This is a genomic window from Pseudomonas sp. PSKL.D1, from assembly GCF_028898945.1.
GTDB lineage: Bacteria > Pseudomonadota > Gammaproteobacteria > Pseudomonadales > Pseudomonadaceae > Aquipseudomonas.
Genome location: NZ_CP118607.1, coordinates 2,088,306 through 2,102,132, shown reverse-complemented (window position 1 = coordinate 2,102,132; position 13,827 = coordinate 2,088,306). Strand labels below are relative to the sequence as shown.

Here is a 13,827-nt window from a genome sequence, read left to right as displayed (position 1 = left end):
GCGCCCTTTTGCCCTCAGGAAACAACAATGACAAAAAAAGCCCCTGTACACCTGTACCTGCTGACCGCCACGAGCCTGGCCTTGCCCACCGCCCAGGCCGCCTTCATCGAGGACGGCAAAGCCAACCTCAACTTGCGCAACTATTACTTCAATAACGATTTCCGTGACCGCGCCGGCGCTGCCGGCCAGAGCAAGACCGCCGAATGGGCCCAAGGCTTCGTGCTCGACTACAAATCGGGCTTCACCGACGGCACCGTCGGTTTCGGCGTGGATGCGCTCGGCATGCTCGGTGTGCGCCTGGACGGCGGCGCTGGCAATCATCGCGGCAGCTCGATGATTCCCGACGACAGCGACGGCAGCGCCGTGGATGAATGGAGCCGTTTGGGCCTGACCGGCAAGCTGCGTTTCTCGCAAACCGAGGCGCGCTACGGCACCTTGCAACCGAAACTGCCGATTCTGGTCGCCAACGACGGCCGCGTGCTGCCGCAAACCTTCGAGGGCGGCATGGTCACCTCCAGGGAAATCGACGGCCTGACGTTGACTGGCGGGCGCCTGGAACACACCACAGGCCGGGGGTCGACCAACCGCTCTGGCCTTGCCGTGGCCGGCGGCACCCGCCAGAGCAACGAATTTCTCTTTGCCGGCGCCGACTATCAACTCACCCAGGCCCTCAAGCTGCAGTATTACGCCGCGCAACTCGAGGACTATTACGTCCAGCACTTCGCCGGCCTGGTACACACCTGGGCGCTGGCCGACAACCAGTCGCTGACCACCGACCTGCGCTACTTCAAGACCGATGCCGACGGGCGCAACGACTCGGCCAACGGGCGCGCGGCGGGCTACCAGGTGAGCGGCCTTGCCGATACGCCCGGCAAGATCGACAACGACACCTGGAGCGCGATGTTCACCTACGCCGTAGGCGGCCATTCGCTGCTGCTCGGCCACCAGCGGGTATCCGACAGCGGCAACTTCGTGCAGTTGAACCAGGGCAATACCGGCGAAGGCGCGGCAGGGTCGAGCATCTACCTGTTCACCGACCGCCTGGTGACCAGCTTCACCCGCGCGGGTGAGCGCACCACCTTTGGCCAGTATGGTTACAACTTCGCTGCGCTGGGGGTGCCGGGGTTGATTGCGTCGGTGACCTACCTGAAGGGCACGCACATTCGCATGACGTCAGGTGGTGACGAGAAGGAATGGGAACGTGATATCGCCCTGGACTATGTGGTGCAGAGCGGTACGCTCAAGGGGCTGGGGTTTAGCTGGCGCAACGGCATGTTGCGCAGCGGGGTGCCGAGTGAGTGGGACCAGGACCAGAACCGGTTGACGGTGAGTTACTCGGTGCCGTTGTTCTGACGTGTAGCTTGCCGCAAACCCTTGTAGGAGCGGCTTCAGCCGCGAACACCGGCAAAGCCGGTGCCATCCACCGCGGTGGCTGCCTCGCGGATAAATCCGCTCCCACAGGGATTGCGCATGCCTTGAGGTAAGCACTGAACCTGTGGGAGCGGCTTTAGCCGCGAAGGGGCCGGCACAATCAGCACAAGACAGTTGCTGCCACAGGGTACGCGTCGCGTTTGCGGCCGGACAGCGTAGCCCGAAGCCAGCCTTCAGCTGTTTTGCGCCCCTTCAAACCACGCCAGCTTCTCGCGCAACTGCACCACCTCCCCGACAATCACCAGGGTCGGCGCATGCACTTCATGGCGTGCCACCAGCTCTGGCAAGTCTGCCAGGGTACCGGTGAACACTCGCTGGTTACGTGTGGTCCCCTGCTGCACCAAAGCCGCCGGGGTGCTTGCCGCACGCCCATGGCGAATCAGCTCGGCACAAATGGTCGGCAAGCCGACCAGGCCCATGTAGAACACCAGAGTCTGGGCGGGGGCGACCAAATCATCCCAAGGCAGGTTGCTGGTACCGTCCTTCAGGTGCCCGGTGACGAACCGCACTGACTGGGCGTAATCCCGATGGGTCAGCGGAATGCCACCATAGGCGGAACAACCACTGGCTGCCGTAATCCCCGGCACCACCTGGAACGGAATGCCCTCATCGGCCAGCTCTTCGATCTCTTCGCCACCCCGGCCGAAGATGAACGGGTCGCCGCCTTTGAGGCGCAGTACGCGTTTGCCTTGTTTGGCCAAGTCCACCAGCAGGCGGTTGATCTGGTCCTGCGGCACGGCATGGTCTGCACGGCGCTTGCCCACGTAAATGCGCTCGGCATCGCGCCGGCACATCTCGATGATGGCAGGCGCCACCAGCCGGTCGTACAGCACCACGTCGGCCTGCTGCATCAGGCGCAAGGCGCGGAAGGTCAGCAAGTCCGGGTCACCCGGCCCCGCGCCTACCAGATATACCTCGCCGCCCTGCTGCACCGGTGCGCCATCGACCATGGCCTGCAACAAGCGCTCGGCCTCGGCCCCCTGCCCGGCCAACTGGCGTTCGGCAACCGGCCCCTGGAAAACGGTCTCCCAGAAGCCACGGCGCTGGTTCACGTCCGGGTACAAGGCCTTGACCTTGTGCCGGAAGCGCGCCGCCAGCCCTGCCAGCTCGCCATAGGCCGACGGGATCCACGCTTCGAGCTTGGCGCGGATCAAGCGCGCCAGCACCGGGGCGTCGCCGCCGCTGGACACCGCCACCACCAAAGGTGAACGGTCGACGATGGCCGGGAAGATCACCGTGCACAGGGCCGGCGCATCCACCACGTTCACCGGCAGGCTGTGTGCCTGGGCATCAGCCGACACCTGGGCATTGAGCCCAGGGTCGTCGGTAGCCGCGATCACCAACCGGCAACCGGTCAGGTCATCGGCCTGATAGCCACGCACCAGCACCTCGCCGCCCCCTTCGCGGGCCAGCGCGGCCAGCTGGCCGTCGACGTCCGGCGCCACCACCCGCAGCGCGGCGCCGGCATCGGCCAGCAGGCGCGCCTTGCGCAAGGCAATTTCGCCGCCGCCGACGACCAATACCCGGCCGCCCTGCAGCTTGTGGAACAGCGGCAGGTAATCCATTTAGCGGATAACCTCGACGCCGCCCATGTACGGCTTCAGCACCTCTGGCACGCGAATCGAACCGTCGGCCTGCTGATAGTTCTCCAGCACCGCCACCAGAGTACGGCCCACCGCCAGGCCGGAGCCGTTGAGGGTGTGCACCAATTCCGGCTTGCCGGTTTCCGGGTTGCGCCAGCGGGCTTGCATGCGGCGAGCCTGGAAGTCACCGCAGTTGGAGCAGGAGCTGATCTCGCGGTACTTGTCCTGGCTTGGCACCCATACTTCCAGGTCGTAGGTTTTCACAGCGCCGAAGCCCATGTCGCCGGTGCACAGGGCCAGCACGCGGTACGGCAACTCCAGCAGCTGAAGGACGCGCTCGGCGTTGGCGGTCAGGCCCTCCAGTGCTTCCATCGACTTGGACGGCTCGACCACCTGCACCATCTCGACCTTGTCGAACTGGTGCTGGCGGATCATGCCACGGGTGTCACGGCCCGACGCGCCGGCTTCGCTGCGGAAGCACGGGGTGTGGGCAACCAGTTTCTTCGGCAGCTCTTTGGCATCCAGAATCTGGTCGGCCACCAGGTTGGTCAGCGACACTTCGGCAGTCGGGATCAGGTAGAAGTCTGCCTCGCCCTCGCGGGTGATCTTGAACAGGTCTTCCTCGAACTTCGGCAACTGGCCGGTGCCCTGCAGCGCAGGGGCCTGTACCAGGTACGGGGTGTAGTGCTCTTCGTAACCGTGCTCGCCGGTGTGCAGGTTGATCATGAACTGCGCCAGTGCGCGGTGCAGGCGGGCAACAGGGCCGCGCAGCACGGCAAAGCGGGCGCCGGACAGTTTGGCGGCGGCTTCGAAGTCCAGGCCTTTGCTGACTTCGCCCAGGGCGACGTGGTCCTTGATTTCGAAGTCGAAGGCGCGCGGCGTGCCCCAACGGCGCACTTCAACGTTGTCGTCTTCGCTGGCGCCGACCGGCACGCTTTCATCGGGCAGGTTGGGGATGGTCAGCACAATGCCGTCCAGCTCGGCCTGGATGCCGTCCAGCTCGGCCTTGCCGGCAGCCAGCTCGTTGGCCATGCGCTCGACGTCCGCCATCAGCGGGGCGATGTCTTCGCCTTTGGCCTTGGCCTGGCCGATGGACTTGGAACGGGCGTTACGCTCGGCCTGCAGTTGTTCGGTGCGGGTTTGCACCGCCTTGCGGCGCTCTTCCAGCGATTCGATGCGCGCGACATCCAGGCTGAAGCCACGGGAGGCCAGGCGGTCCGCCACTTCCTGAAGTTGGCCGCGTAACAGTTTGGAATCGAGCATGTCGTTCTCTCGTTATGTGTATTAGGTTGGTTCAGAGTCGGGTCAGGGACAGGCCGGCCCAGGTGGCCAACAGCCCGCCCATCACGCTAATACCGGTATAGCCCACGGCCAGGGGCACTTGCCCGCTTTCCATCAGGCGCACGGTATCGAGCGAAAAGGAAGAAAAAGTGGTAAGGCCGCCCAAAAAGCCCACGATCAGGCCGGCGCGCAGTTCCACCGGCGCCAATGGTTTGTGCAGAAACAGCCCGTACAACAGGCCGATCAGCAGGCAACCCACCAGGTTGACCGCCAGCGTACCGAGGTAGAAGTGCCGAGGCCAGTGGGCCGTGACCCAGTTGGCTGTGGCAAAACGCAGCAAGGTGCCGGCGATGCCGCCCGCACTGACGGCGGCGATGAGTGCAATCACGGTTTTCTCCGTTGGCGGGGGCTGTTGCGGTCCAGTTCGGCCAGGTGGCGCAGTTTTTCGCCAATTTTCAGTTCAAGGCCCCGGGGCACGGGCTGATAGTACTGGCGTGGCTCCAGCTGCTCCGGGAAGTAATCCTCACCGGCAGCGTAGGCATCGGGCTCGTCATGGGCATAACGGTACTCGTCGCCATAGCCCAATTGTTTCATCAGCTTGGTCGGCGCGTTGCGCAGGTGCAGCGGCACTTCCAGCGAACCGTGCTCGGCCGCTTCGCGCAGGGCGGTCTTGAAGCCCATGTACACGGCGTTGCTCTTGGGCGCGCAGGCAATGTAGGTGATGGCCTGGGCCACTGCCAGCTCGCCCTCGGGGCTACCCAGGCGCTCCTGCACATCCCAGGCCGCCAGGCATAGGCTCAGGGCGCGCGGGTCGGCATTGCCGATGTCTTCGCTGGCCATGCGCACCACGCGCCGGGCGATGTACAGCGGGTCGCAGCCGCCATCGAGCATGCGCGCGAACCAGTACAGCGCGCCATCCGGGTTGGAGCCACGCACCGATTTGTGCAGCGCGGAAATCTGGTCGTAAAACGCCTCGCCGCCCTTGTCGAAACGGCGGCGGCTGTCGCCGAGCAGGCTTTGCAGCAGATCGACACCGATTTCGCCACCGTCTTCGGCCAGGTCCGAGGCGTTTTCGAGGAAGTTGAGCATGCGCCGGCCATCGCCATCGGCGGCGGCCATGAGCATCCTGAACGCCTCGTCGCCCACCCTCAGGTTGCGCTTGCCCAGCCCGCGCTCCTCGCTCAGTGCCCGGTCAACCAGCTTGCGCAGCGCAGCTTCGTCCAGGCTTTTGAGCACGTACACCCGCGCCCGCGAGAGCAAGGCGTTGTTCAACTCGAACGAGGGGTTTTCGGTGGTGGCACCGATGAAGATCAGCGTGCCGTCTTCCACATAGGGCAAGAAGGCGTCCTGCTGGGACTTGTTGAAACGGTGCACTTCGTCCACGAACAGGATGGTACGCCGGCCATACTGGCCGGCCTGCTGCTTGGCCACCTCGACCGCCTGGCGGATCTCCTTGACCCCGGCCAGCACCGCCGACACCGTTTCGAAATGCGCATCGCAAAACTGCGCCAGCAGCCGCGCCAGCGTGGTCTTGCCCACGCCGGGCGGCCCCCAGAAGATCATCGAATGCAGCGCACCCTGCTCCAGCGCCTCGCGCAGCGGTTTGCCACGCGCCAGCAGGTGCTCCTGGCCCACGTACTCGTCCAGGTTGGACGGACGCAGCCGGGCGGCCAGGGGCTGGGCGACAGGTTCGCTTCGAAACAGGTCCATGGCGAGTTCCGGTTACTCCTTGATGACGTCCGCGCCTTTGGGGATGTCGAACTTGAACTTGCTGTCCGGCACTGCCCCGTTGGCCTTCACGCCATTGAACAGGATGTTGGTGCGCTGGCCGACGCTGTCGATCAGCTGCATGTCATTGATCAGGCCACGGCGGAACGACACGCGCAGCGAATCGAACAGGGTGTCCTTGGTCTTGGGCTTGAGGGTGAAGTCCATCACTTCGCCCTGCTCCTTGGAAGTGATGTCGAAGCTCTGGCTGATCTTGGACACATCACCGGACAGCAGCAGCGCCGGGGTCTGGTTCAGGCGCTGGTCGAGCTTCTTGATGGTCGCCTGCTCCAGGTCCGGGTCCCACAGGGTGACGTTCTTGCCGTCCGACACCACCACCTGCTCCTGGGGCGCATCGGTGTGCCAGTAGAACAGGCCCGGGCGCTTGACCGTCATGTTGCCCTTGGTCTCCTGCAGGCTGGTGCCGCCGGCGTCCAGGGTCAGCTGGGAGAAGTTGGCCTCGATGGTCTGCGACTTTTCCAGCAACTGGGTCAGGCGTTGCACGTCCTGCTCACCGGCAAATGCCGAAGCGCAGCCCAGGGCCAGGGCAGAAACCAACAGCATGCGAATCGCGCGCATGGGAATCCTCATTGAGCATTGAATTGGCCGGGCGCCGCCGTTGGCGCCCGGCAGGGTGTACTTCAGTCGCGCGGGCCGCCCGGGGCAATCACTTCCCGCGAGCCGTTGCTGTTCATGGGGGTGACCACGCCGGCCATTTCCATGGCTTCGATCATGCGGGCGGCGCGGTTGTAACCTATCTTGAGCTTGCGCTGCACCGCCGAAATGGACGCGCGGCGGCTTTCCAGCACGAACTGCACGGCCTCATCATACAGGGCATCGCTTTCCGAATCTTCGCCATCACCACCGCCGCCGCCACCTTCGAAGCTGCTGCCGGCCTCTTCGACGCCGTTGAGGATGTCGTCGTTGTAGTCCGGCGCGCCGCGCAGCTTCCACGCTTCCACCACGCGGTGCACTTCATCGTCCGACACGAACGCACCGTGTACACGAATTGGCAGGCTGGTGCCCGGCGGCATGTACAGCATGTCACCGTGGCCCAGCAGTTGCTCGGCGCCACCCTGGTCGATGATGGTCCGCGAGTCGATCTTGCTCGACACCTGGAACGCCATGCGCGTAGGGATGTTGGCCTTGATCAGGCCGGTGATCACGTCCACCGACGGGCGCTGGGTGGCGAGGATCAGGTGAATGCCCGCGGCCCGCGCCTTCTGCGCGATACGGGCGATCAGCTCTTCGACCTTCTTGCCGACGATCATCATCATGTCGGCGAATTCGTCCACCACCACCACGATGGTCGGCAGGGTTTTCAGGGCCGGAGGCTCGTCATCCATGCTCTCGCGGCGGTACAGCGGGTCGTGGATGATTTCGCCGGCTTCCTGGGCGTCCTTGACCTTGCGGTTGAAGCCGGCCAGGTTACGCACGCCCATGGCCGCCATCAGCTTATAGCGCCGCTCCATCTCGGCCACGCTCCAGCGCAGGGCGTTGGCGGCGTCTTTCATGTCGGTGACCACCGGGCACAGCAGGTGCGGGATGCCCTCGTAGATCGACAGTTCGAGCATTTTCGGGTCGATCATGATCAGCCGCGCGTCTTCCGGGCTGGACTTGAACAGGATCGACAGGATCATCGCGTTCACACCCACCGACTTACCGGAACCGGTGGTACCGGCCACCAGCAGGTGGGGCATCTTGGCCAGGTCGGTGATCACCGGCTTGCCGCCGATATCATGGCCCAGGGCCAGGGTGACCGGCGATTTCTGCTCGTCATACTGCGGCGTGGACAACACTTCGGAGAAGCGCACCATCTGCCGGTTTTCGTTGGGGATTTCGATACCCACGGTGGTCTTGCCGGGAATCACCTCGACCACACGCACGCTGGTCACCGCCAGGGAGCGGGCAAGGTCCTTGGCCAGGTTGGCGATGCGGCTGACTTTCACGCCGGCTGCCGGCTGGATTTCGTATCGGGTAATTACCGGGCCCGGGTGGATGGAGTCCACCGCGACCTCCACGCCAAACTCCTTGAGCTTGACCTCCAGCAACTGGCCGACGCCCGCCAGCGATTCTGGCGAGTACTCGATTTTTTTCTGTTCGGCCGGGTCGAGGATCGAAATACACGGCAAGGTGCCTTCCACGGCGCTGTCCACGAACAGCGGGGTCTGCTTTTCCTTCATCACCCGCTTGCTTGGCTCCGGCGCCTTTGGTGCAGCTGGCGGGATGATGACCGGTGCTGCAGGCTGCTCGCGGGGCACGATCGTCTCGCGCGGCACCACAGGCTCACGGGAAATTGTCGGTTCACGTGGGGCAACCGGCCGCGCCGACGGCTCGTCGCGCAAAACCACAGGCTCGGCTCGCTCACGCGGCTGCGGCTTGGCCACATCACGCTTGTCGGCCTTGGCTCCCAGGTCGAAGACCGGTTCATCAACCTCACGCAGCTGCGCCTCCAGGCGCTTGCGCTCGTTGCGCGCCTCCCACCAGCGGCTGGCCGCACCTTGCACCAGTTCGAACAGGTCGAGGGTGATCTTGCCGGTCAGGTCCATCACCTTGAACCACGACAGGTCGGTGAACACGGTCAGCCCGAACAGGAACAGGGCAATGAACATCAGCGTGCTGCCCTGCACGTTCAGCAGGTTGCGCGCCAGGTCGCCCAGGCTTTCGCCCAGCGCCCCGCCTGCGGAAAACGGCAGGCTGGCCGGCGGGTGGAAGTGAATGTGCGCCAGGGCCGCGCCCGACAGCACCAGGAACACCAGGCCGATCAGCCGCCAGGAGAACAACCAGCCGCTCCACTGCCAGGGCTGGTGGCGTTCGCGGAAGATTTGCCAGGTCTTGATCGCCAGCAGCAGCGGGAAGATGTAGGCGAAGTAGCCCAGCACCATGAACATGATGTCGGCAAAATAGGCGCCAGCACGCCCGGCGGCGTTCTGCACCTGGTCGACGTTGCTGGCGGTGTGGCTGAAGCCCGGGTCTGCGTTGTCGTAGGTCAGCAGTGCCATCCACAGGTATAGGCACATGGCGCCGACAGCGATCAACGCACCTTCCTTGAGGCGGTAATGCAACTGCTGTCGCCACAGGGGCACGGGCAAAGGGGCTGGAGTTGCGGTGGATTTCTTCAAAACGCGTCTATTCCTGCGCGTACTGCGCGTCCAGTAATGATCGGCCGGTGTCTGGCCAATGAACCACTACTTTTAACATTACTGCCCAACGCCTGCCATGGCGGCACGCCATATGGCACGTTGGCGGGGGCGACTTTCGTATACCTGCAATTTGAGCATGCATTTTCTTTTGTGACAAAGGCTTATGCTGTGTTTTTGCACAGGTGTGACAGCAAAGGTAGCGGATGGTGCCTAAGGTTTCATGAATGTGTAGGAAATTGCCTATTGTGATGTCAGCGGAAACCGCCTCAGGCCAAAGGCATTGACCCTGCCTGCCACCCACGCCATGCTGCCCGCTCCCCTCCCCCACCGCACGATAGACCATGCTCACCTGGCTGACCCGCGACTCGCTGACCTTCCCGCCCCTGGAAAAGGCCCTGCACGACCCCAACGGCCTGCTCGCGGCCGGTGGTGACCTGAGCCCCGACCGCCTGGTACAAGCCTATCGCCATGGCTGCTTCCCGTGGTACTCGGATGGCCAGCCGATCCTGTGGTGGTCGCCCGACCCGCGCACCGTGCTGTTCCCGGGCGAGCTGCACGTGTCGCGTTCGCTGGCCAAACTGATGCGCCAGGGCCGTTACCAGGTCAGTTTCGACAGCGACTTCCCGGCCGTGATCGCCGCCTGCGCCGCGCCCAGGGACTACGCCGACGGCACCTGGATCACCGACACCATGCGCAATGCCTATTGCGAACTGCACCGACGCGGCATTGCCCACTCGGTGGAGGTTCGCCAGGACGGCGAACTGGTCGGCGGCCTCTACGGCCTGGCCATGGGGCAGCTGTTTTTTGGCGAGTCGATGTTCAGCCGCGCCGACAACGCCTCCAAGGTCGGCTTCGTCACCCTGGTCAACCACCTGCGCGAGGCTGGCTTTGTGCTGATCGACTGCCAGATGCCGACCAATCACCTGCACAGCCTGGGCGCCCGCGCCATTGGCCGCCCGGAGTTCGCCCGCTACCTTGAAGGCCACCTCGACCAGCCCAACAGCGCCACCTGGGTTTGCTAGGCGAGTTTTGCCAGCTGGCTTACACTTAAAGCAAAGTCTCACCGAGGGGTTGATCATGACAGAGCTGGCGCGGTTGAAGTTCTATGCCACTCAGCCCCACTCCTGCAGCTACCTGCCGGACGAGCAGGCGACCACGCTGTTCCTCGACCCCAGCCAGCCGATGGACGTGAACGTGTATGCCGACCTGTCGGAAATGGGCTTTCGCCGCAGCGGCGACCACCTGTACCGCCCGCATTGCCAGAACTGCAACGCCTGCGTACCGGCGCGCATCCCCGCGGCCCGCTTCATCCCCAACCGCCAGCAGCGGCGCATCCTCAAGCGCAATGCCGACCTGACCGTGACCGCCGCCCGGCCGGCGTTCAAGGAAGAATATTTCGACCTTTACCGGCGCTATATCGAAACACGCCATGCCGACGGCGACATGTACCCGCCGAGCCGCGACCAGTTTTCCACCTTCCTGGTGCGCGACCTGCCGTTCTGCTGGTTCTACGAGTTCCGCCTGGCCGGGCGCCTGCTGGCCATTGCCGTGTGCGACCTGCTGCCCAACGGGCTTTCGGCCGTGTACACCTTTTATGAACCGGATGAGGAACGCCGTAGCCTGGGGCGTTTTGCCATCCTCTGGCAAATCACCGAGGCCCTGCGCCAGGACCTGGAAGCGGTGTACCTGGGTTACTGGATCAAAAACTGCAAGAAAATGAACTACAAGACCCAGTACCGCCCCATCGAGCTGCTGATCAACCAGCGTTGGGTCACCCTCAATTGAAAGCATTGGCTTGACACACTCTTTTCGGGCATAATCCACGCCACTTTTTTGCCCGGTGCGGATATGCGTCGGGCCAACACTGGATCCGAGGGCTCTACTGCATGTCGAAAGAAGACAGCTTCGAAATGGAAGGTACTGTCGTCGACACCCTGCCCAACACCATGTTCCGCGTGGAGTTGGAAAACGGGCACGTCGTAACCGCGCATATTTCTGGCAAAATGCGCAAGAACTACATCCGTATTCTCACTGGCGACAAGGTCCGCGTCGAACTGACGCCGTACGACCTGAGCAAGGGCCGCATCACTTACCGTGCGCGCTAAGCTCAAGCCATGAAAAAGCCCGGCCATGTGCCGGGCTTTTTTGTGCCTTCAAGACCGCGTCGCGGCCATCGCGGCTAAAGCCGCTCCTACAGGCCCATACCCCCTGTAGGAGCGGATTCATCCGCGATGGGCCGCAAAGCGGCCCCGTTATCTACAGGCCCATGCGCCCCCTTGTAGGAGCGGCTTCAGCCGCGATGGGCCGCAAAGCGGCCCCGCTGTCATGCAACCTCAGCCGTGGTCTCGAAGTCGAACACCAGTTCGCCATCGCGCAAGTCGATGTGCACCACACCGCCATGCTCGGCCAGCTCGCCAAACAAAATCTCCTCGGCCAGCGGCCGTTTGATCTTGTCCTGGATAAGCCGCGCCATCGGCCGCGCACCCATCTGCACATCGTAACCACTGGCAGCCAGCCAGCCGCGGGCGGCATCGCTGACTTCCAGCAGCACACGCTTGTCTTCCAGCTGCGCCTGCAGTTCGATGAGGAACTTGTCGACGATGCTCTTGATCGTCTCGTGGCTCAAGCGACCAAACTGGATGATGGTGTCCAGACGGTTGCGGAACTCCGGCGTGAAGCTCTTGCGAATCACCTCCATCGCGTCGGACGCGTGGTCCTGGTGGGTGAAGCCGATCGAGGCCCGCGCGGCGGTTTCGGCGCCGGCGTTGGTGGTCATGATCAGGATCACATTGCGGAAGTCCGCCTTGCGCCCGTTGTTGTCGGTCAGGGTGCCGTGATCCATCACCTGCAGCAGCAGGTTGAAGACTTCGGGGTGGGCCTTCTCGATTTCATCGAGCAGCAGCACGCAGTGCGGTTGCTTGGTGATGGCCTCGGTCAGCAGGCCGCCCTGGTCGAATCCGACGTAGCCAGGTGGCGCACCGATCAGGCGCGACACGGTGTGACGCTCCATGTACTCGGACATGTCGAAACGCACCAGCTCCACGCCCAGCGCCTTGGCCAACTGCCGCGCCGCCTCGGTCTTGCCCACACCGGTAGGGCCGGCGAACAGGAACGAACCGACAGGTTTGTCTGGCGATTTAAGGCCCGCGCGGGACAGCTTGATGGCCGTGGCCAGCGAATCGATGGCCTGGTCCTGACCAAACACGGTCAGCTTCAGGTCACGCTCCAGGTTACGCAGCAGCTCCTTATCAGAGCTGGTGACATGCTTCGGCGGAATACGCGCGATCTTGGCGACGATGTCTTCCACTTGCGGCACATCGATGCGCTTGACCCGGTTCGCCTCAGGCTGCAGGCGCTGATAGGCACCGGCCTCGTCGATCACGTCGATGGCCTTGTCCGGCATGTGGCGGTCGTTGATGTAGCGCGAGGCCAGTTCGGCCGCTGCACGCAGGGCTTCATCGCTGTACTCGATGTTGTGGTGGCTTTCGAAGCGGCCTTTCAGGCCACGCAGGATGCCGACGGTGTCTTCAACCGATGGCTCGCTGACATCGACCTTCTGGAAGCGCCGCGCCAGGGCACGGTCTTTCTCGAAGATGCCTCGGAACTCCTGGAAGGTGGTCGAGCCGATGCAGCGGATCTCGCCGGACGACAGCAGCGGCTTGAGCAGGTTGGACGCATCCATCACCCCGCCCGATGCCGCACCGGCACCGATGATGGTGTGGATTTCGTCGATGAACAGGATCGCCTGCGGGCGCTTGCGCAACTCGCCGAGCAGCGCTTTGAAGCGCTTCTCGAAATCACCACGGTATTTGGTACCGGCCAGCAGTGCGCCCAGGTCCAGGGAGTACACCACGCTTTGCGCCAGCAGGTCAGGCACCTGGCCATCAACAATGCGCTTGGCCAGGCCTTCGGCGATGGCGGTTTTGCCTACACCGGCCTCACCCACCAGCAGCGGGTTGTTCTTGCGGCGACGGGCAAGGATCTGCGCCACACGCTCGACTTCCTGCTCACGCCCCACCAGCGGGTCGATACGCCCAGCCCGTGCCAGTTCGTTCAGGTTGCTGGCATAGGCATCCAGCGGGTTGCTGGAAGACGACGACTCGCCGCCCTCCTCGTCCTGCATTTCCTGATCGCTTTCAGCATGCGAACCATGGCCCGGCACCTTGGAGATGCCGTGAGCGATGTAGTTGACCACATCGATGCGGGCCACGCTTTGCTGCTTGAGCAAAAACACGGCCTGGCTTTCCTGTTCGCTGAAAATCGCCACCAGTACGTTGGCGCCGGTGACTTCGCGCTTGCCGGAGCTTTGCACGTGGAACACGGCACGCTGCAGCACACGCTGGAAGCCCAGGGTTGGCTGGGTTTCACGGTCCTCGTCGTTGACTGGAATCAACGGCGTGGTGGAATCGATGAACTCTTGCAGGTCGTGCTTGAGTTTGTCGAGATTGGCGCCACAGGCGCGCAGAACGGTCGCGGCAGCCTCATTGTCAAGGAGTGCCAGCAGCAGATGCTCGACGGTCATGAACTCATGACGCTTCGAACGAGCCTCCTTGAAGGCCAGATTGAGGGTGACTTCGAGCTCGCGGTTTAACATAGCTTCACCTCATACCCAAGTGGTCGGC

Annotated in this window: 11 protein-coding genes; 4 read left to right on the top strand and 7 right to left on the bottom strand. The window is 63.6% G+C overall.

The genetic code is table 11. The features are described from left to right. The first annotated feature begins 27 nt into the window (after positions 1–27). Positions 28–1,353 (top strand): OprD family porin, encoded by a 1,326-nt coding sequence (locus PVV54_RS09325; protein WP_274909644.1) that lies wholly within the window; start codon positions 28–30, stop codon positions 1,351–1,353. 251 nt (positions 1,354–1,604) lie between these two features. Here the strand turns inward: PVV54_RS09325 and cysG are convergent, their stop codons facing one another. The 6 genes from cysG to PVV54_RS09295 form a co-directional block, all read right to left on the bottom strand. Further along, positions 1,605–2,996, bottom strand: a complete 1,392-nt coding sequence (gene cysG, locus PVV54_RS09320) for a siroheme synthase CysG (RefSeq protein ID WP_274909643.1) — start codon at positions 2,994–2,996, stop codon at positions 1,605–1,607. Next, positions 2,997–4,277 carry a serine--tRNA ligase gene (gene serS / locus PVV54_RS09315; RefSeq protein ID WP_274909642.1) on the bottom strand — a complete coding sequence of 427 codons (1,281 nt, stop codon included), beginning with the start codon at positions 4,275–4,277 and terminating at the stop codon, positions 2,997–2,999. A gap of 31 nt (positions 4,278–4,308) precedes the next feature. After that, positions 4,309–4,683 carry a fluoride efflux transporter CrcB gene (crcB, locus tag PVV54_RS09310; RefSeq protein WP_274909641.1) on the bottom strand — a complete coding sequence of 125 codons (375 nt, stop codon included), beginning with the start codon at positions 4,681–4,683 and terminating at the stop codon, positions 4,309–4,311. Further along, complete coding sequence (locus tag PVV54_RS09305; protein WP_274909640.1) at positions 4,680–6,005, bottom strand: replication-associated recombination protein A; 1,326 nt, start codon at positions 6,003–6,005, stop codon at positions 4,680–4,682. The genes crcB and PVV54_RS09305 overlap by 4 nt, the downstream gene beginning before the upstream one ends. Before the next feature lie 12 nt (positions 6,006–6,017). Continuing rightward, positions 6,018–6,641 carry an outer membrane lipoprotein chaperone LolA gene (gene lolA / locus PVV54_RS09300; RefSeq protein WP_274909639.1) on the bottom strand — a complete coding sequence of 208 codons (624 nt, stop codon included), beginning with the start codon at positions 6,639–6,641 and terminating at the stop codon, positions 6,018–6,020. Positions 6,642–6,703: 62 nt separating this feature from the next. After that, a complete protein-coding gene (locus tag PVV54_RS09295) occupies positions 6,704–9,244 on the bottom strand; it encodes a DNA translocase FtsK (protein ID WP_446731457.1) in 2,541 nt (846 codons plus the stop codon). Positions 9,245–9,546: 302 nt separating this feature from the next. On the opposite strand from PVV54_RS09295, the gene aat reads away from it, so the two are divergent. The 3 genes from aat to infA all read left to right on the top strand — a co-directional run bounded on the left by aat (position 9,547) and on the right by infA (position 11,310). After that, positions 9,547–10,227 (top strand): leucyl/phenylalanyl-tRNA--protein transferase, encoded by a 681-nt coding sequence (gene aat, locus PVV54_RS09290; RefSeq protein WP_274909637.1) that lies wholly within the window; start codon positions 9,547–9,549, stop codon positions 10,225–10,227. Between the two features lie 55 nt (positions 10,228–10,282). Beyond that, complete coding sequence (locus tag PVV54_RS09285; RefSeq protein ID WP_274909636.1) at positions 10,283–10,990, top strand: arginyltransferase; 708 nt, start codon at positions 10,283–10,285, stop codon at positions 10,988–10,990. Between the two features lie 101 nt (positions 10,991–11,091). Continuing rightward, positions 11,092–11,310, top strand: coding sequence for a translation initiation factor IF-1 (gene infA / locus PVV54_RS09280; RefSeq protein WP_002553999.1), 219 nt, complete (start codon positions 11,092–11,094; stop codon positions 11,308–11,310). A 218-nt stretch (positions 11,311–11,528) separates the two neighbouring features. Here infA and clpA read toward each other — a convergent pair whose 3' ends face one another. Further along, a complete protein-coding gene (clpA, locus tag PVV54_RS09275) occupies positions 11,529–13,799 on the bottom strand; it encodes an ATP-dependent Clp protease ATP-binding subunit ClpA (protein WP_274909635.1) in 2,271 nt (756 codons plus the stop codon). Positions 13,800–13,827 lie beyond the last annotated feature (28 nt).

What these genes read in the sequence shown, in the direction of transcription:
- PVV54_RS09325 (WP_274909644.1), top strand. Translation starts at nt 28, where the DNA reads ATGACAAAAAAAGCCCCTGTACACCTGTACCTGCTGACCGCCACGAGC.
- cysG (WP_274909643.1), bottom strand. Translation starts at nt 2,996, where the DNA reads ATGGATTACCTGCCGCTGTTCCACAAGCTGCAGGGCGGCCGGGTATTG.
- serS (WP_274909642.1), bottom strand. Translation starts at nt 4,277, where the DNA reads ATGCTCGATTCCAAACTGTTACGCGGCCAACTTCAGGAAGTGGCGGAC.
- PVV54_RS09305 (WP_274909640.1), bottom strand. Translation starts at nt 6,005, where the DNA reads ATGGACCTGTTTCGAAGCGAACCTGTCGCCCAGCCCCTGGCCGCCCGG.
- lolA (WP_274909639.1), bottom strand. Translation starts at nt 6,641, where the DNA reads ATGCGCGCGATTCGCATGCTGTTGGTTTCTGCCCTGGCCCTGGGCTGC.
- aat (WP_274909637.1), top strand. Translation starts at nt 9,547, where the DNA reads ATGCTCACCTGGCTGACCCGCGACTCGCTGACCTTCCCGCCCCTGGAA.
- PVV54_RS09285 (WP_274909636.1), top strand. Translation starts at nt 10,283, where the DNA reads ATGACAGAGCTGGCGCGGTTGAAGTTCTATGCCACTCAGCCCCACTCC.
- infA (WP_002553999.1), top strand. Translation starts at nt 11,092, where the DNA reads ATGTCGAAAGAAGACAGCTTCGAAATGGAAGGTACTGTCGTCGACACC.
- clpA (WP_274909635.1), bottom strand. Translation starts at nt 13,799, where the DNA reads ATGTTAAACCGCGAGCTCGAAGTCACCCTCAATCTGGCCTTCAAGGAG.